This window comes from Tsukamurella sp. PLM1, assembly GCF_023168325.1.
Classification (GTDB): Bacteria; Actinomycetota; Actinomycetes; order Mycobacteriales; family Mycobacteriaceae; genus Tsukamurella.
Genome location: NZ_AP025688.1, coordinates 354201 through 371314 on the forward strand (window position 1 = coordinate 354201; position 17114 = coordinate 371314).

A 17114-nucleotide genomic window follows, 5' to 3' on the forward strand; every position below is an offset into this window, starting at 1 on the left:
CGTCTCCGTGGCGGTGATCTCCCGCCCCTGCGCGGAACGGACGACTGCCGCCCACGCTTCCTCCGGCGCGTGGCGCCACTTCTCGTCGAGCCGGGCGACGGTGTGGTCGAACAGATTCCGGAGGGCGCCCGGTGCCAGCGTGGCACCCTCGGCGATCTCGAAGCGCGCGCCGCCGGGAGGGGTACATCGGGGTCTCGGTTCCCGTGGCCGCCCAGTCCATCAGGCGGCACAGTGCGGCGGCGTTGTAGGCCACGTGCGCCACGAGATGTCGGCGAGTCCACCCTTCGAGTCCGGAGGGATCGCGCAGCTGATCGCCAGAGAGCGCTCCCAACTGGCGCGCGAACTGGGCAGTGCCGCGGCGGCACAGGGTGAGCTGTTCCTCCCGGGAGAGGTCGCGGAAGACGAGGGGGCATTCATGTCAGGCGACGATCGTGCGGTTGCGGACCGATCCCAGGCCCTCGATGCTCACCTCGACGACCTCGCCGTCACGGATGTAGCGGGCCGGCTTGCGTGCGTGGCCGACGCCTCCGGTGGTGCCGGTGATGATCACGTCGCCGGGCTGCAGGGTGACGATGTGGGAGATGTACTCGACGAGTTCTTCCGGGCCGAAGACGAGGTCGTCCGTACTCGCGGACTGCATGACCTCACCCTCGAGACGGGTCTCGATCCGGGTGCCGAGGCGGTAGTCGGTGTCCAGGTACGGCCCGAACCCCGACGTGCGGTCGAACGTCTTGCCCTGGTCCCACTGCAGGGTCCGGTACTGGTAATCGCGCATCGTGTAGTCGTTGATCACCGAGTAGCCGGCGATGTACCCCGCGGCGTCACCGGCGGTCACGCGGGTGGCACGTGCGCCGATGATCACCGCGAGCTCGGCCTCCCAGTCCAATTCGTCCGCGGCGTAGTCCGGCACGATCACGTCGTCGTACGGGCCGGTGAGGGCCTCGGCGAACTTCGCGAAGAGCGTCGGGTACTCGGGTAGGTCCCGGCCCATCTCGCGGATGTGCGTGCGGTAATTGAGGCCGACGCACACGATCTTCTCGGGCCGCGGCACCACCGGCGCGAAGTCGGCGGAACGCAGATCGACGCGATCTCCGTCGGCGGCGTCCGCGACGGCCCGCCAGTCGGGGTTCGCGAGGAGTTCGGAGAGATCGGCGTATCCGTCGATCACCGTGGCCGAGGTGTCGTCGTCGGCACGCACCGCGGCGGTACGGCCGTCGCGGCGGAGGGTTGCCAGGCGCATGGTCATGCTCCTTCGGAGAAGTGGGTACGGGCGAGGTGGAGCCGCTCCACGATGGGAGCGTCGGAGAAGGCGAACAGGTCGAGTCCGTCATCGGTGTGGGCGGACCACTCGGTCCACGACGAGACGACCACGAGATCGCCTGTGTGAATGTGCTTCTCGACTCCGTCTAGCACGATCGAACCGGCACCGTCGAAAACCTGGAAGACGGTGGAGCCCACGTCGCGTCGCGCGCGGGTGCTCGCTCCGGCTCGCAGCCGGTGGAACTCGGCACGGATGGTCGGAAGGACGTCGCCGCCCGTGGTGGGGTTCGTGTACCGGACCGCCGCGTGCCCGGGCGCGACGGTGGCCGCATGCCCCTCGTCCTCGAGCGCGAGCTGTTCGGCGAGTGCCGCGTCCGTGTGTGCCCACCGGTAGCAGGAGATCGGGGAACTGCTCGCGGCGTCGAGGCCGATCAGGGGGCGCAGTCCCGGGTGTGCCCAGAGGCGCTCGGCCCGGGAGACGTCGGGGGTGCCCTCGTCTGTCACGCCGTCGGCACCGAACTCGAAGAAGCCGGAATCGGTGTAGTGGATGAACGGGATGTCCAGACCGTCGATCCAGGCCATCGGACTGTCGGAGTCGTTGTGGTGGCCGTGGAACGCCCAGCCGGGGGTGAGGAGCAGGTCGCCGCGGCGCATGGCAACCGGATCGCCGTTCACCACCGTCCAGACGCCTTCGCCCTCGACCACGAAGCGGAAGGCGTTCTGCGCGTGCCGGTGCTCGGGCGCGGTCTCCTTCGGGCCGAGGTACTGGATCGCCGCCCACAATGTGGGCGTCGCGTACGGAGGCCACCGAGGCCGGGGTTGGCCAGGGCGATCGCGCGGCGTTCGCCGCCACGGCCCACGGGCACGAGATCGCCGGCCCGCTGCGCCATCGGAAGCAGGTCGGACCAGCGCCACACGTGGGGGACGGCGCGCGGCGCGGGAACGATGGGCATCAGGTCGCCCAGCTGAGTCCACAGTGGATTCAGGTGAGCGGCAGCGAAATCCGAGTACAAGCGATCCAACTCGGGATCATCGCTCAGGTCGTTGGGCACGGCGCCTCCTCGCTTCGTGTGTCGGATGCCACAACGCTAGAAAGGCTGTGGCGTTGAATGCACCGTTGTTCTGCAGAGCAGAACCCTCGCTACCCAGCCGTGGTGTCCGGGGTCACAGTCGTTGCAGAGTTCGCGGAGATGTGAGGAGCAAGCGATGACGACGAAGGTGATCGTGGCAGGCGGCGGGATCGGCGGAGTCGCCTCCGCACTGGCCCTGAGTAAGCGGGGCGCGGAGGTGACCGTTCTCGAGTCGGCACCGGAGTTCGGCGAGGTCGGGGCCGGCCTCCAGATCGGACCGCACGGCTCACGGATCCTCCAGGAGTGGGGCGTCTTCGACGAGGTGGTCGCGCGCGGCGTGCTGCCGAAGAACCTCGTGTTCCGCGATGCGATCACCGCTGAAGAACTGACCAGGCTCGACCTGGGCGCGGACTTCCAGCGCCATTACGGCGGCGTCTACTTCGTGGTGCACCGGTCCGATCTGCACTCGGCGCTCGTCACGGCGGCGCGGGCCGCCGGTGCGGACCTTCGTACGGACAGCCGGGTGGTCGATGTGGTGACCGAAGGCGACGGCGTGCGGGTCACGCTGGCCGACGGCGAGGAACTGACCGGCGACGTCGCACTCGGGATGGACGGGTTGAAGTCGACATTGCGGGCGAAGCTCTCGGAGGACGAGCCGGTGGGATCGGGTTACGCGGCGTACCGCGGTACCTTCCCGATCGATCAGGTGCCCTTCGCCGCCGATATCGAGGATGTGATCGGGTACATCGGACCGGGATGCCACTTCATCCAGTACCCTCTGCGCGGCGGCGCGATGCTCAACCAGGTCGCGGTGTTCCACTCTCCCGGCTACGAGCGCGGGGAAGTCGAGTGGGGCGGACCGTCGGAATTGGACGATGCGTTCGCGCGCTGCCATCCGACCGTGCGCGCTGCCACCGAGCACCTCTGGCGGGACCGCTGGTGGCCGATGTACGACCGGGAGCCGATCTCGGACTGGGTCGACGGCCGGATGCTGCTCCTCGGCGACGCGGCCCATCCGCCGCTGCAGTACCTCGCCTCAGGTGCCGTGATGGCGCTCGAGGACGCCCGCAGTATCGCGGACCACATCCCCGCCGACGCCGCGGACTGGCCGACGGCCCTCGCCGCAGTGAACGCCGTCCGTGCCCCGCGGTGCAACCGGATCATGTCGACGGGCCGGATGTGGGGTGAACTCTGGCATCTCGACGGCGCGGGGCGGGTAGCGCGCAACGAGCTGTTCCGGCTGGTCCGGGGCGACGGCGCCTACAAGTACACGGACTGGCTGTGGTCGCCTCAGAGTGCCTGAAATCCGCTGAGGGCGAACGCCGATGCCCGGCCGGAACAACCCGGCCGGGCTTCTGCGTTGAGCGGGGCAGACTGAACTTTGGAGGTCCCATGTCTGAGCAGATCTCGCTGCCCGTTCTCTTCGTCCCCGACCTCGTCGTGCTCCCCGGCATGGTCGTGCCGATCCCCCTCGACGACGCCGCGCAGGCGGCCGTCGACGCCGGCCGCGCGAGCGAGCGCGGCAAGCTCCTCATCGCCCCGCGTCTGGACGACCGCTACCCGACGCACGGCGTCGTCGCCTCGATCGTGCAGGTGGGGCGGGTCCCCGGGCAGTCCGAGTACGTCGCGGTGCTCCGCGGCGAGCAGCGCGCCCACATCGGGTCCGGCACCACCGGTCCCGGCGCGGCGCTGTGGGTCGAGGTCGACCTCGTCGACGAGACCGCGGTCACCGAGCGCACCCGCGAGCTGGCCGCCGAGTACAAGAAGGTCGTGCTCGCGATGCTGCAGCGCCGCGAGGCGTGGCAGGTCATCGACGCCGTCAACCGGCTCAGCGACCCCGCCGCGCTGGCGGACACGTCGGGCTACTCGTCGTGGCTGACCAACGAGCAGAAGCGCGAGCTCCTGGAGACCGGCGACGTCGACGCGCGCCTGCAGCGGCTCATCGACTGGACCGGCGAGCACCTCGCCGAGACCGAGGTGAGCGACAAGATCGCCTCCGACGTCCGCGACGGGATGGAGAAGCAGCAGAAGGATTTCCTGCTCCGGCAGCAGCTCAACGCCATTCGCAAGGAGCTCGGGGAGGACGAGCCCGACGGTGCCGACGACTACCGGTCCCGCGTCGAGGCCGCCGACCTGCCCGAGAAGGTCCGCGAGGCGGCGCTGCGCGAGGTCGGCAAGCTGGAGCGCGGCACCGACCAGAGCCCCGAGGCGGGGTGGATCCGCACCTGGCTCGACACCGTCCTCGACCTGCCGTGGAACGTCACCACCGAGGACTCGGACGATCTGGCCGGCGCGCGGGCGATCCTCGACGCCGACCACCACGGCCTCGACGACGTGAAGGACCGCATCGTCGAGTACCTGGCCGTGCGGTCGCGCCGGTCGCAGCGCGGCATGTCGCTGGTCGGCGGCCGCGGGTCGGGCGCCGTCATGGTGCTCGCCGGGCCTCCGGGCGTGGGCAAGACCTCGCTCGGCGAGTCCGTCGCCCGGGCGCTCGGGCGGAAGTTCGTGCGCGTGGCACTCGGCGGCGTGCGGGACGAGGCGGAGATCCGCGGGCACCGTCGCACCTACGTGGGCGCGCTGCCCGGCCGGATCGTGCGTGCGATCGGCGAGGCCGGGTCGATGAACCCGGTGGTGCTGCTCGACGAGATCGACAAGGTGGGCTCCGACTACCGCGGCGACCCCGCGGCGGCGCTGCTCGAGGTTCTCGATCCCGCGCAGAATCACACCTTCCGCGATCACTACCTCGACCTCGACCTGGACCTGTCCGACGTGGTCTTCCTCGCGACGGCCAACGTGGTGGAGAACATCCCGTCGGCGCTGCTCGACCGCATGGAGCTCGTCACCCTCGACGGCTACACCGAGGACGACAAGGTCGCGATCGCCCGCGACTACCTGGTGCCGCGGCAGCTCGAGCGGGCGGCGCTGACCGCCGACGAGGTGACCGTCACCGACGACGCGCTCCGCGAGATCGCCGCGAACTACACCCGGGAGCCGGGCGTGCGGCAGTTCGAGCGGCTGCTCGCGAAGGCGCTGCGCAAGGTCGCGGTGGAGCAGTCCTCCTCGTCGGAGGGCGAGCGCACCGTCGTCGACGTCGGGGACCTCAAGGGCTTCCTCGGCCGGCCCCGGTTCACCCCGGAGACGGCCGAGCGCACCGAGGTGCCGGGCGTTGCGACCGGGCTCGCCGTGACGGGCATGGGCGGCGACGTCCTGTTCATCGAGGCGCTGCACACGCCCGGCGAGGCGGGCCCGGAGCTGAAGCTGACGGGCCAGCTGGGCGACGTGATGAAGGAGTCGGCGCAGATCGCGCTGTCGTACGTGCAGGCGCACGCCGCCGACTTCGGCATCGAGCCGACCGCGCTGAACGGTACGGTGCACATCCACTTCCCGGCCGGCGCCGTCCCCAAGGACGGCCGTCGGCGGGCGTCACGATGGTCACCGCGCTGGTCTCGATGCTGACGGGGCGGCGCGTGCGCAGCGACGTCGGCATGACCGGCGAGGTCACGCTGAACGGCCGGGTGCTGCCCATCGGCGGCGTCAAGCAGAAGCTGCTGGCCGCGCAGCGCAACGGCCTGAAGACCGTCTTCGTCCCGCAGCGCAACGAGCCCGACCTGGACGACGTCCCGGCCGAGGTCCTCGACGCCCTGGACGTGAAGCCGATGGTCGACGTCGCCGAGATCGTGACGCAGGCCCTGGAGCCGGTGTCGGAGGGTGCTCAGGTCGCCGCATAACGGGTTCGACGGTGCGGGCGGGTCGCCTCGGCGGCCCGCCCGCTCGGCGTTCCGTGGGGAGAGCTGGCGTGTGGTGGGGGAGTCGGCGCCGCGTGGGGCGGCCGGCCCCTCACCAGGGGAGCGGCTTCTCGTGAGGGAGCGAACGGATCCGAGGGGATTCGGCGCGGCGCGGGGACGAACGTCCGGCGGCGTCCCGGCGCTCCCCGCGGCGGCACCGTCGGGCTGCGTGACCTGCGAGAACAAGACTTGCGCGCGATGCGCTCAACTTTTTCGAGAATCGGGAACATTCCCACGACGTCGCCCGTTGGACATGACGTACTGCTTGAGCGTAGTCCACTCAATGAGGTAGAACTGACGTGTTCGCTCCTTGAGTGCGGGGCGCTGAAGTCTGATCCGTAGTAGAACAACCAGGAGGCATATCAATATGGGACGTGCAGTAGGCATCGACCTCGGCACCACCAACTCGTGCGTCGCTGTCCTCGAGGGCGGCGACCCGGTCGTGATCGCGAACGCCGAGGGCTCGCGGACCACCCCGTCGGTGGTCGCCTTCGCGCGCAACGGTGAGGTCCTGGTGGGGCAGCCCGCCAAGAACCAGGCCGTCACGAACGTCGACCGCACCATCCGCTCGGTCAAGCGCCACATCGGTACCGACTGGGCGCAGTCGATCGACGACAAGAACTACACCAGCCAGGAGATCAGCGCCCGCACGCTGATGAAGCTGAAGCGCGACGCCGAGGCGTACCTGGGTGAGGACGTGACCGACGCAGTGGTCACCGTTCCCGCGTACTTCAACGACGCGCAGCGCCAGGCCACCAAGGAGGCCGGCCAGATCGCGGGACTGAACGTGCTCCGCATCGTCAACGAGCCCACCGCCGCCGCGCTCGCGTACGGCCTGGACAAGGGTGAGAAGGAGCAGACCATCCTGGTCTTCGACCTCGGTGGCGGCACGTTCGACGTCTCGCTGCTGGAGATCGGCGACGGTGTCGTCGAGGTCCGCGCGACGTCGGGCGACAACGAGCTCGGCGGTGACGACTGGGACCAGCGCATCGTCGACTGGCTCGTCGAGAAGTTCAAGGCGCAGCACGGCATCGACCTCACCAAGGACAAGATGGCGATGCAGCGTCTGCGTGAGGCCGCTGAGAAGGCCAAGATCGAGCTGAGCTCGGGTCAGAGCACGTCGATCAACCTGCCGTACATCACGGTGGACGCGGACAAGAACCCGCTGTTCCTCGACGAGAACCTCTCGCGCAGCGAGTTCCAGAAGATCACCAGCGATCTGCTCGAGCGCACCCGCAAGCCCTTCCAGGCGGTCATCAAGGATGCCGGCATCTCCGTGGGCGACATCGACCACGTCGTGCTCGTCGGTGGTTCCACCCGTATGCCCGCCGTGACCGAGCTGGTCAAGGAGCTCACCGGCGGCAAGGAGCCCAACAAGGGCGTCAACCCGGACGAGGTCGTCGCCGTCGGCGCCGCCCTGCAGGCCGGCGTGCTGCGCGGCGAGGTCAAGGACGTGCTGCTGCTCGACGTCACCCCGCTGTCCCTCGGCATCGAGACCAAGGGCGGCGTGATGACCAAGCTCATCGAGCGCAACACCACGATTCCCACCAAGCGGTCCGAGACCTTCACCACGGCCGACGACAACCAGCCGTCGGTGCAGATCCAGGTCTTCCAGGGCGAGCGTGAGATCGCCGCGCACAACAAGCTGCTCGGCAGCTTCGAGCTCACCGGCATCGCGCCGGCGCCGCGCGGCGTGCCCCAGATCGAGGTCACCTTCGACATCGATGCCAACGGCATCGTGCACGTGACCGCGAAGGACAAGGGCACCGGCAAGGAGAACACCATCAAGATCTCCGACGGCAGCGGCCTGTCGCAGGAGGAGATCGACCGGATGATCAAGGACGCCGAGGCGCACGCGCAGGAGGACAAGGCTCGCCGCGAGGAGGCGGAGACCCGCAACCAGGCCGAGTCGCTGGTCAACCAGACCGAGAAGTTCCTCAAGGAGAACGAGGACAAGGTCCCGGCCGAGAACAAGGAGAAGGTCGAGGCCGCTGTCAAGGAGGCGAACGAGGCGCTGCAGGGCACCGACATCGCCGCCGTGAAGGCCGCCGTCGAGAAGCTGTCGACCGAGTCGCAGGCCCTGGGCCAGGCGATCTACGCCGCCGCCGGTGCGGAGGCGCAGGCCGACGGTGCCGACGCCGGCGCGCAGGCCGATGACGGCGTCGTGGACGCCGAGGTCGTCGACGAGGATCCGAAGGACGCGAAGTAATGCCGACCCCCGAGAATCCGGTGGAACCGGAAGAGGAGATCTCGGAGACCGCGGGGGCCGACGCTGACGTGGCCGACGCCGCGGCGGAGGAATCCGCCGCGGCCGGGACCGAGACGCCCGAGGTCGACGGTGTCGAGGCACCGTCGGACCAGGTGGGCGAGCTGACGGCCGACCTGCAGCGCGTCTCCGCCGAGTACGCCAACTACCGCAAGCGCACCGCGCGCGACGTGGTGGACGCCCGCGCCGCGGGCAAGGCGGCCGTCGTGACGGAGCTGCTGGTGGTGCTCGACGATCTCGACCGCGCGCGCAACCACGGCGACCTCGAGGCAGGACCGCTCAAGTCCGTCTCCGACAAGCTCGACGGCGTGCTCAAGGGCCTGGGACTGGAGTCCTTCGGCGTGGAGGGCGACGAGTTCGACCCGGCGATCCACGAGGCCGTGCAGCACGAGGGCGACGGCGCCGACCCCGTTCTGGGGGCGGTGCTGCGCCAGGGATATCAGATCGATGGCAAGGTGATCCGGCACGCGATGGTCGCAGTGGTCGACCGTCCGGCGGGTGTTCCGAGCCAGGACGAGGAGTAGAGGAGGTGATGCCCAGTGGCACAGAGGGAATGGGTTGAACAGGACTTCTATCGTGAGCTGGGCGTTAGCTCCGATGCGAGTGCCGACGAGATCAAGAAGGCGTACCGCAAGCTGGCCCGTGAGCTGCACCCGGACGCGAATCCGGGCGACGCGAAGGCCGAGGAGCGATTCAAGCGGGTCTCCGAGGCCCACGCGGTGCTCTCGGATCCGGCCAAGCGCAAGGAGTACGACGAGACGCGACGCCTGTTCGGCGGCGGTCGCTTCGGCTCCGGCGGCGCCGGTGGTTACGGCTCGGGTGGTTTCGGCACCGGCGGTTTCGGCAATGCCGGTGGCGGGTCGGGCGGGTTCTCGTTCTCGGACATCTTCGACGGTGCCGCCGGCAACGGCGGCGGCGGAATCGGGGACATCTTCGAGGGCCTGTTCAACCGCGGCGGAGCGGGGCAGGGCCCCGGCCCGCAGCCCACGCGTCCGCGGCGCGGCGGCGATCTGGAGTCCGAGATCACGCTCGGCTTCCGGGACGCCACACTGGGCGTGACCACGCCGATCACGCTGACCTCGCCGTCGCCGTGCACCACCTGCCACGGGTCCGGCGCCAAGCCGGGCACCAGCCCGCGGGTGTGCCAGTCCTGCAACGGCTCCGGGCTCGTGAGCCGCAACCAGGGCGCGTTCAGTTTCTCCGAACCGTGCCCGGACTGCCGCGGCTCTGGCTCGGTGATCGACGATCCGTGCCCGGACTGCAGCGGTACCGGCGTCACAGTGCGCACGCGCACGGTGAACGTGAAGATTCCGCCCGGCGTCAAGGACGGCCAGCGCATCCGGCTGGCAGGTCAGGGGCAGGCGGGGATGCGCGGGGCACCGTCGGGCGACCTGTTCGTGGTCGTCCACGTGAGCGCCGACGACGTGTTCACCCGCAACGGCGACGACCTCCTGGTGACCCTGCCGGTCAGCTTCTCGGAGCTGGCCCTGGGCGCCACCGTGACGGTGCCGACGCTGGCGCAGCCGGTGGGCGTGAAGATCCCGGCCGGCACCACCGACGGGCGCACCCTGCGGGTCCGCGGCCGCGGAGTGCCGAAGCGGTCCGGCGGCCACGGCGACCTGCTCGTCAAGGTGCAGGTCACCGTGCCCTCGTCGCTCGACGAGCGGGCCCAGGAGGCGCTGCGCGCCTACGCCGACGCCGAGCGCGCCGCGGGCTTCGACCCGAGGGGCGGCTGGCCCGGCGCGGCGGCCGCGAGCGGGGCGGGGGCGTAGCGATGAACATCGACGTGCAGTTCCCCGAGGACCCGGACGCCCACGTGTTCATGATCTCGGTGGCTGCGCAGCTCGCGGGTATGCACGCGCAGACCCTCCGCACGTACGACCGGCTCGGGCTCGTGACGCCCGAGCGGTCGGCGGGCGGGGCCGCCGCTACTCGACCCGCGACGTCGATCTGCTCCGCGAGGTGCAGCGGCTCTCGCAGGACGAGGGCGTGAACCTCGCGGGCATCAAGCGGATCATCGACCTGACCAACCAGGTCGATGCCTTGCAGCGCCGGGTCGAGGAACTCACCGCGCAGGTCGAGAACGCCCGGCGCGGAGGCGAACTCGTGCACGTTCCGAAAAGCTCAGCGATGGTGGTGTGGCAGCCCAGGAGTCGCCGCAAGCCCTGATCGTGCGCCCATCCACGGCCCCGGGAGTCGACGCCCCCGGGGCCGTCGCGTCCTGAACGGCGTCGTCGCCGTCCCGTCTCACAGCGGGTCGTGCACCACGTCCGCCGGCGCGGCGCCCTGCGCCACGGCCTTCTCGCTCGCGGCGCGCAGCAGGCCCTTCGGCCCGGCGATCAGGACCCGGCGGCCGGTGAGATCGAGATCCGACATGGCGTCCACCAGTGAGCCGTGCCGCAGTGGCAGGCCCGGTACGCCGTGGCCGGCCGCTTGAGCCACCACGGGTCGCGCCGCGCATCCGTCACCTGCGTCACCTTGAGCCACGGGTTCGTGGCCGCGAGCGGCGCCAGCGATTGCGAGTCGTACAACAGCCCCGGCGAACGCGCCCCCACGAGGAGGTGCACGTCGGGGTTGTCGCCGCTCATGGCCATGGCCAGCAGTATCGACTTCATGGGCGCGAGGCCCGTGCCCCCCGCGATCATGGTGAGCGGACGGTCACCGTCGGGCCGTAGGAGCCCGTGTACCTGCCCGAACTGCCACACGTCGCCGCGCCGCGTCTCGCCGTGGACGGTGCTGGAGAGGTAGCCGCCCGGCACGGCGCGAATGTGGAACTCCAACTGGCCCTGTGTGTTCGGGGGCATCGCGAGCGACAGCGGCCGCCACTGCCGGGGCACCTGCGGGATCTGGGTCTCGACGTACTGGCCGGGGCGGAACAGCAGGGGCTCGTCGGCGATCAGGCGGACGACGGTCAGCCCGGGGTGCGGCCGCAGCACCTCGACCACGCGGGCGGTGCGGCGCGCGGGCGTCGGGTCCGAGTGCGCGCCTCCGCGCATCACGCCGGTGAGCAGTTTCACCGCCTGGTCGAGGGTCGCCGCGTCGTGCTCGTCGAGACCGCCGAGGGCCGGTACGTCGCGTGCACCTCGGCCGTGAGCGCGGCCGCCATCGTGTCGTAATCGGCCTCGGTGAGACCGTACTTGCGGTGATCGCGGCCGAGCTGGGAGAGGAACTCGATCAGGTCGTCGTGGCCCTCGGTCCGCGGGATCGACGTCAGGACGTGGTGCAGCACCCGGAAGAACACGCCGCGATGCCCGGTCATGTTGGCGGGAAACAGGTCCCGGAGGGCGGGGTTCATCGCGAACAGACGCGCGAACAAATTCTTGGTGAATTCATCGGACACCGGCTCGAGGTCTGCCGCGATCTGCGTCAGACCGTGCCGTGAATGCGAACCCACTGAAGATCCGTTCCTGCCCGTCGAAACCTGTCCTGACCGGGTTTCATCGTACCTGCGTGAAGGCGGCGCGCGGATCACACGCGACGTCCACGGCGACGGTATGCCCGATTCCGGCATCGAGTACATTCGACGGCGGTCCGCGGCGCTCGCGCCGCGGCCGTCGTCCGGCGCAGTGTCGCAGCGCCACCCGATCAGTGCTCGAGGAAGAGGGTTCTGCCGCCATGGCCGCATCGCGAGATCGTCGTCACCTGCGCCGCATCGGATACGGGGTCGCCCTCGGTGCGGGCCTCGCCTTCGCGCCGTTCGCCGTGGCCGCCGCCACGCGGAGCCGGTCACGCAATCGCCCGCCGCCGAAGCGCCGGCGCAGCAGCGTGAAGCCCGCGACGTACTCGCACAAGGTGGCCGCGAAGCCCGTCGTGGCGAAGCCGGTGGCAGTGAAGCCCGTGTCCGCCAAGCCGGTGGCTGCCAAACCGGTGGCCGCGAAGCCGGTCGCCGGGCGTGCGGTCGCGCCGCGCGTCGCGCCGGCGGCGCCCCGCGGGCAGGCTCCGCAGGCCCGGACGGCGGACCGTCGGCCGGTCGTCGTGATCGGCGCCTCGGTCTCGACCGGCAAGGCCGTGTCGAGCGCCGCGGCGTACCCGCGCCAGGTGCACTCGATCTCGGGCCGCCCGGTGTACGTGAGTGCAAGGTCGGCGCCGGCTACGCCGACGGCTCGATGGCGCGGCTGACGCGGGCCGCGAACCTGCCGGCCCGCAACCCCTCGCTCGTGGTGCTCCAGGCCGGGACGAACGACGTGGGTGCCAAGCCCGCGGCCGTCGCGGGCCAGGTGCGGCAGGTCGTCTCGACGGTGCGGCGGCAGGCGCCCGGCGCGAAGATCGCCGTGGTCACCGTGTTCCCGTCGATCCACAACGGTGCGCCGGCCCATGCCGTCGACAACGCCATCGTGTCGGCCGCCCGGTCCGTGGACCCGACGGTGGCCGTCATCTCCCCGCTCGACGAGGGCTGGCGCTACCGGGCCAGCGGCGACGGCCACCCTGGCGCCGCTGCGCACGAGCGGATCGCCGAGCGCGTGTCGGCCCTGGCCTGAGCTGGGGCCGCTCACGATGTCGGGTTTTGGCGCTCCGGAAGTGCGCTGTGCACCTCCGGAGGGCGAGGAGCCGACATCCTGAAGCGACGGCGGCCGACCTGCTCCACCTGCCTGTTTCTAATGTTGCGAAAGTCGCAGAAGTTATGAATGTGACTGGTGATGTGTCAAAATCTCGGCATGACGATGTCGAGAATCGGTGGAGCGCTGGTGGCCGGAGTCGTGGTGGCCGTGTCTGCGGCAAGCCTGTCGGCCGGCGGTGCCGCCGCTGATCCGGCCACGACCGGGCAACCGGCCGAGTCCGGTCCCATCATGGTGATCGGTGCCTCGATCTCGACCGGGTACGAGGTGGCCGGCGTCGTGGCGTATCCGCGGATGATCAGCGCGATCGCGCGTCGCAGCGTGTACCTCAGCGCGCGCAGCGGGCCGGCTACGGCGACGGCTCCATCGCGGGCCTCACGCAGGCGGCGAACCTTCCGGCGCACAAGCCCTCGCTCGTCGTCGTGCAGGCCGGATCCAACGACGTCGGCAGGTCGGCTGCCGCGATCTCGACGCAGGTCCAGCAGGTGATCTCGACGGTGCGCCGCCAGGCGCCTGGCGCGAAGGTCGCTCTGGTCACGGTGTTCCCGACGATCCACGGCACGGGACCCAACGCGCGGGCGACCGAATCCGCCATCGTCACCGCGGCGCGGTCGGTGGACCCGTCGGTGTCGGTCATCTCGCCGCTGAGTGAGGGCTGGGAGTACGGCACCAGTGCCGACGGGCATCCCGATGCCGCCACGCACCAGAAGCTCGCGGAGCGCGTCGCCGCCCTGGTCTGACGATGCCACCGGCGGTACCATATGTGGCATGGTCAAGACGACGTTGTACCTGCCCGACGACCTCAAACGGGCCGTCGAGATCGAGGCGCGTCGGGCATCGATTCCGGAGGCGGAGGTCATTCGGCGCGCGATCCGCGCAGCCACGCCGGCGGCGCCTCCGCGACCCAGCGGTGGCCTGTTCTCAGGGCATGAGTCGATCGCCGAGCGGGTCGACGAGCTGTTGGTCGGATTCGGCGAGTGATCGTCGATACCAGCGCGCTCCTGGCGTACTTCGACTCGGCCGAGCCCGCGCACGAGCGGGTGAAGGCCGTGATCGAGGGGTGTGACGACCTGCTGGTGGTGTCCCCGTACATCCTCGCCGAACTCGACTACCTCGTTCTCACTCGACACGGCTCGTCCGCGGAGCGGAAGTGCTGGAGCAACTCGCATCCGGTGCGTGGGAGCTCGCATCGATGGACCGCGGGCGGCTCGCTGCGGCGACAGCGATCGTCGAGCGGTACTCCGATGTGCCGATCGGCGTGGCTGACGCCTCCAACATCGTGCTCGCCGACGAGTACCGCTCGCCGGTCGTCGCCACCCTGGATCGACGGCACTTCGGCATCCTGCGGTTCTCCGACGGCTCCGCGCCGACCGTCGTGCCGTGACCGCGGACCTCGAACCGTCCGAGGCCCCTGCGCGCACGTGTGACGGGGGTCACGGCGCCGGTCGGAGTTGAGCGGAACAGACTCAAGTGGTGGCGCGTTGAAGAGTGCAGAAGGCATGCTTGAGTCGACCTGGCTCAGGGTGCACGACGTGTTCGAGACGACCCCAGGAGGGCACAAGAGTGGATTCGTTCAACCCCACCACCAAGACGCAGGCCGCGCTCACCTCGGCCCTGCAGGCGGCATCGTCGGCGGGTAACCCGGAGATCTCTCCGGCGCACCTGCTCGTGGCGCTGCTGGACCAGACCGACGGGATCGCCGCGCCGCTGCTCAAGGCGGTGGGGGTGGATCCCGTGGCCGTGCGGAACCGCGCGCAGGAGATCGTGGACCGCAAGCCGAAGGCCAGCGGTTCCACCACCACGCCGCAGCTGTCCCGCGAGTCGATCGCGGCGATCAGCGCGGCGCAGAAGCTCGCGACCGAGATGGGCGATCAGTTCGTCTCCACCGAGCACGTGCTGTACGGGCTCGCGGAGGCGGGTGGCGAGGCCGCGCAGGTCCTGACCTCGGCCGGCGCCACCCCGCAGGAGATCCGCGACAAGTTCACCGCGGTCCGCGGCAGCGCGAAGGTCACCTCGCAGGATCCGGAGGGGCAGTACCAGGCGCTCGAGAAGTACTCGACCGACCTCACCGCGCGCGCCCGCGAGGGCAAGCTCGACCCGGTCATCGGGCGCGACAACGAGATCCGCCGCGTCGTGCAGGTGCTCAGCCGCCGCACCAAGAACAACCCGGTGCTCATCGGCGAGCCCGGCGTCGGCAAGACGGCCATCGTCGAGGGGCTGGCGCAGCGCGTCGTCACGGGCGACGTGCCGGAGTCGCTGCGCGGCAAGACGGTGATCTCGCTCGACCTGGGCGCGATGGTCGCCGGCGCGAAGTACCGCGGCGAGTTCGAGGAGCGGCTCAAGGCCGTGCTCGACGAGATCAAGGACTCCGCCGGCCAGATCATCACCTTCATCGACGAGCTGCACACCATCGTGGGCGCCGGGGCCACCGGCGAGTCCGCGATGGACGCCGGCAACATGATCAAGCCGATGCTGGCCCGCGGCGAGCTGCGGCTCGTGGGCGCGACCACGCTCGACGAGTACCGCCAGTACATCGAGAAGGACGCCGCGCTCGAGCGCCGGTTCCAGCAGGTGCTGGTCGGCGAGCCGTCGGTGGAGGACACCGTGGGCATCCTGCGCGGCCTCAAGGAGCGGTACGAGGTGCACCACGGCGTGCGCATCACCGACTCCGCGCTGGTCGCCGCCGCGTCGCTGTCCGACCGCTACATCACGAGCAGGTTCCTGCCCGACAAGGCGATCGACCTGGTCGACGAGGCCGCCTCGCGCCTGCGGATGGAGATCGACTCGCGCCCCGAGGAGATCGACGCCGAGGAGCGGCTGGTCCGTCGTCTCGAGATCGAGGAGATGGCGCTGGCCAAGGAGTCCGACGCCGCGTCGAAGGACCGGCTGGAGAAGCTGCGCGGCGAGCTGGCCGACCACAAGGAGAAGCTGGCCCAGCTCAATTCGCGGTGGCAGAACGAGAAGGGCGCCATCGACTCGGTACGTGCGCTCAAGGAGCAGCTCGAGACGCTCAAGGGCGAGTCGGAGCGCGCCGAGCGCGACGGCGACCTCGGCCGCGCCGCGGAGCTGCGCTACGGCCAGATCCCCGCGCTGGAGAAGCAGCTCGACGAGGCGGTGGCCCACTCGGGCGCCGCGTCGGACGGCGAGGTCATGCTCAAGGAGGAGGTCGGCCCGGACGACGTGGCCGACGTGGTCTCCGCCTGGACCGGCGTCCCCGCCGGCCGCATGCTCGAGGGCGAGACCGCGAAGCTGCTGCGCATGGAGTCGGAGATCGGCAAGCGCGTGATCGGCCAGGAGGCCGCGGTGCAGGCCGTCTCGGACGCGGTGCGCCGCACCCGCGCCGGCGTCGCCGACCCGAACCGGCCCACGGGCTCGTTCCTGTTCCTCGGTCCCACGGGCGTGGGCAAGACGGAGCTGGCGAAGGGGCTCGCGGAGTTCCTCTTCGACGACGAGCGCGCCATGGTGCGCATCGACATGTCCGAGTACGGCGAGAAGCACTCCGTCGCACGGCTCGTCGGCGCGCCCCCGGGGTACGTCGGCTACGAGGCCGGCGGCCAGCTGACCGAGGCCGTGCGGCGCCGCCCCTACACGGTGGTGCTGTTCGACGAGGTCGAGAAGGCGCACCCGGATGTGTTCGACGTGCTGCTGCAGGTGCTCGACGAGGGCCGACTCACCGACGGCCAGGGCCGCACGGTGGACTTCCGCAACACGATCCTGATCCTCACGTCGAACCTCGGCGCGGGCGGCACGCCCGAGCAGGTGATGGCCGCGGTGCGCGCGAAGTTCAAGCCGGAGTTCATCAACCGGCTCGACGACGTGCTGATCTTCGACTCGCTGAGCTCGGAGCAGCTCACCGGCATCGTGGACATCCAGCTGGACCAGCTGCGCAAGCGGCTGAGCCAGCGCCGGCTGGAGCTCGAGGTCTCCGACGAGGCCAAGGGCTGGCTCGCGGAGCGCGGCTTCGACCCGCTCTACGGCGCCCGGCCGCTGCGCCGCCTGGTGCAGCAGGCCATCGGCGACCAGCTCGCCAAGGCACTGCTCGCGGGCGATGTTCGCGACGGCGACACGGTGCACGTCACGGTGTCGCCGGACGGCGATCGCCTGGTCGTCGGCTGACGCACGGAACGCTGACCCGCAGAACAGGGCGGGCGCGACCACACGGTCGCGCCCGCCCTTG

At 70.3% G+C, this 17114-nt stretch carries 14 protein-coding genes and 5 pseudogenes; 13 read left to right on the forward strand and 6 right to left on the reverse strand.

The genetic code is table 11. The features are described from left to right. Positions 1 to 15: 15 nt before the first annotated feature. From MTP03_RS23260 to MTP03_RS01775, 3 genes and pseudogenes are all read right to left on the reverse strand, one after another. Positions 16 to 331, reverse strand: a pseudogene (locus tag MTP03_RS23260) (maleylpyruvate isomerase N-terminal domain-containing protein); the annotation flags it as partial. A gap of 87 nt (positions 332 to 418) precedes the next feature. Beyond that, positions 419 to 1240 (reverse strand): fumarylacetoacetate hydrolase family protein, encoded by an 822-nt coding sequence (locus MTP03_RS01770; protein WP_248490305.1) that lies wholly within the window; start codon positions 1238 to 1240, stop codon positions 419 to 421. A gap of 2 nt (positions 1241 to 1242) precedes the next feature. Beyond that, positions 1243 to 2312 (reverse strand): annotated as a pseudogene (locus MTP03_RS01775) (cupin domain-containing protein). Positions 2313 to 2466: 154 nt separating this feature from the next. Between MTP03_RS01775 and MTP03_RS01780 the strand changes: the two are divergent. The 6 genes and pseudogenes from MTP03_RS01780 (at position 2467) to MTP03_RS01805 (ending at position 10550) form a co-directional block, all read left to right on the forward strand. After that, positions 2467 to 3633: an FAD-dependent monooxygenase gene (locus tag MTP03_RS01780; RefSeq protein ID WP_248490306.1), complete on the forward strand. Its 1167-nt coding sequence runs from the start codon at positions 2467 to 2469 to the stop codon at positions 3631 to 3633. A gap of 149 nt (positions 3634 to 3782) precedes the next feature. Next, positions 3783 to 6058, forward strand: a pseudogene (lon, locus tag MTP03_RS01785) (endopeptidase La). A gap of 424 nt (positions 6059 to 6482) precedes the next feature. Next, complete coding sequence (gene dnaK / locus MTP03_RS01790) at positions 6483 to 8324, forward strand: molecular chaperone DnaK (protein WP_248490307.1); 1842 nt, start codon at positions 6483 to 6485, stop codon at positions 8322 to 8324. Then, entirely contained in the window at positions 8324 to 8905 is a 582-nt protein-coding gene (grpE, locus tag MTP03_RS01795) for a nucleotide exchange factor GrpE (protein ID WP_248490308.1), read from the forward strand. The genes dnaK and grpE overlap by 1 nt, the downstream gene beginning before the upstream one ends. A 15-nt stretch (positions 8906 to 8920) precedes the next feature. Then, entirely contained in the window at positions 8921 to 10153 is a 1233-nt protein-coding gene (gene dnaJ / locus MTP03_RS01800; protein WP_248490309.1) for a molecular chaperone DnaJ, read from the forward strand. A gap of 2 nt (positions 10154 to 10155) precedes the next feature. Beyond that, positions 10156 to 10550, forward strand: a pseudogene (locus MTP03_RS01805) (heat shock protein transcriptional repressor HspR). Between the two features lie 78 nt (positions 10551 to 10628). Here the strand turns inward: MTP03_RS01805 and MTP03_RS22525 are convergent. From MTP03_RS22525 to MTP03_RS01815, 3 genes are read right to left on the reverse strand one after another with little or no spacing between them, the layout of a single operon-like run. Continuing rightward, positions 10629 to 10757 carry a hypothetical protein gene (locus MTP03_RS22525; RefSeq protein WP_256465205.1) on the reverse strand — a complete coding sequence of 43 codons (129 nt, stop codon included), beginning with the start codon at positions 10755 to 10757 and terminating at the stop codon, positions 10629 to 10631. Further along, positions 10721 to 11398, reverse strand: coding sequence for an FAD-binding oxidoreductase (locus MTP03_RS01810; RefSeq protein WP_248490310.1), 678 nt, complete (start codon positions 11396 to 11398; stop codon positions 10721 to 10723). Before MTP03_RS01810 ends, MTP03_RS22525 begins: the two co-directional genes overlap by 37 nt. Continuing rightward, positions 11395 to 11721, reverse strand: coding sequence for a globin domain-containing protein (locus MTP03_RS01815; RefSeq protein WP_248490311.1), 327 nt, complete (start codon positions 11719 to 11721; stop codon positions 11395 to 11397). The genes MTP03_RS01810 and MTP03_RS01815 overlap by 4 nt, the downstream gene beginning before the upstream one ends. A gap of 275 nt (positions 11722 to 11996) precedes the next feature. Between MTP03_RS01815 and MTP03_RS01820 the strand changes: the two genes are divergently transcribed. From MTP03_RS01820 to clpB, 7 genes and pseudogenes are all read left to right on the forward strand, one after another. After that, entirely contained in the window at positions 11997 to 12500 is a 504-nt protein-coding gene (locus tag MTP03_RS01820) for a hypothetical protein (protein ID WP_248490312.1), read from the forward strand. Further along, positions 12488 to 12859 carry an SGNH/GDSL hydrolase family protein gene (locus MTP03_RS01825; protein WP_248490313.1) on the forward strand — a complete coding sequence of 124 codons (372 nt, stop codon included), beginning with the start codon at positions 12488 to 12490 and terminating at the stop codon, positions 12857 to 12859. The genes MTP03_RS01820 and MTP03_RS01825 overlap by 13 nt, the downstream gene beginning before the upstream one ends. A 443-nt stretch (positions 12860 to 13302) precedes the next feature. Then, a complete protein-coding gene (locus MTP03_RS01830; RefSeq protein WP_248492357.1) occupies positions 13303 to 13677 on the forward strand; it encodes an SGNH/GDSL hydrolase family protein in 375 nt (124 codons plus the stop codon). A 28-nt stretch (positions 13678 to 13705) separates the two neighbouring features. Next, positions 13706 to 13918 (forward strand): ribbon-helix-helix protein, CopG family, encoded by a 213-nt coding sequence (locus MTP03_RS01835; RefSeq protein WP_248490314.1) that lies wholly within the window; start codon positions 13706 to 13708, stop codon positions 13916 to 13918. Then, positions 13915 to 14001: pseudogene (locus MTP03_RS23265) on the forward strand (VapC toxin family PIN domain ribonuclease); the annotation flags it as partial. The gene MTP03_RS01835 and the pseudogene MTP03_RS23265, both read left to right, overlap by 4 nt. An 86-nt stretch (positions 14002 to 14087) precedes the next feature. Next, complete coding sequence (locus tag MTP03_RS23065; protein ID WP_305852780.1) at positions 14088 to 14321, forward strand: hypothetical protein; 234 nt, start codon at positions 14088 to 14090, stop codon at positions 14319 to 14321. A 179-nt stretch (positions 14322 to 14500) separates the two neighbouring features. Continuing rightward, the gene (gene clpB / locus MTP03_RS01845; protein ID WP_248490315.1) at positions 14501 to 17053 is read left to right on the forward strand and encodes an ATP-dependent chaperone ClpB; all 2553 of its coding nucleotides are present in this window, start codon (positions 14501 to 14503) and stop codon (positions 17051 to 17053) included. Positions 17054 to 17114 lie beyond the last annotated feature (61 nt).

What these genes read in the sequence shown, in the direction of transcription:
- MTP03_RS01770 (WP_248490305.1), bottom strand. Translation starts at nt 1,240, where the DNA reads ATGCGCCTGGCAACCCTCCGCCGCGACGGCCGTACCGCCGCGGTGCGT.
- MTP03_RS22525 (WP_256465205.1), bottom strand. Translation starts at nt 10,757, where the DNA reads ATGTCGGATCTCGATCTCACCGGCCGCCGGGTCCTGATCGCCGGGCCG.
- MTP03_RS01780 (WP_248490306.1), top strand. Translation starts at nt 2,467, where the DNA reads ATGACGACGAAGGTGATCGTGGCAGGCGGCGGGATCGGCGGAGTCGCC.
- dnaK (WP_248490307.1), top strand. Translation starts at nt 6,483, where the DNA reads ATGGGACGTGCAGTAGGCATCGACCTCGGCACCACCAACTCGTGCGTC.
- MTP03_RS01820 (WP_248490312.1), top strand. Translation starts at nt 11,997, where the DNA reads ATGGCCGCATCGCGAGATCGTCGTCACCTGCGCCGCATCGGATACGGG.
- MTP03_RS01825 (WP_248490313.1), top strand. Translation starts at nt 12,488, where the DNA reads ATGGCGCGGCTGACGCGGGCCGCGAACCTGCCGGCCCGCAACCCCTCG.
- grpE (WP_248490308.1), top strand. Translation starts at nt 8,324, where the DNA reads ATGCCGACCCCCGAGAATCCGGTGGAACCGGAAGAGGAGATCTCGGAG.
- MTP03_RS01835 (WP_248490314.1), top strand. Translation starts at nt 13,706, where the DNA reads ATGGTCAAGACGACGTTGTACCTGCCCGACGACCTCAAACGGGCCGTC.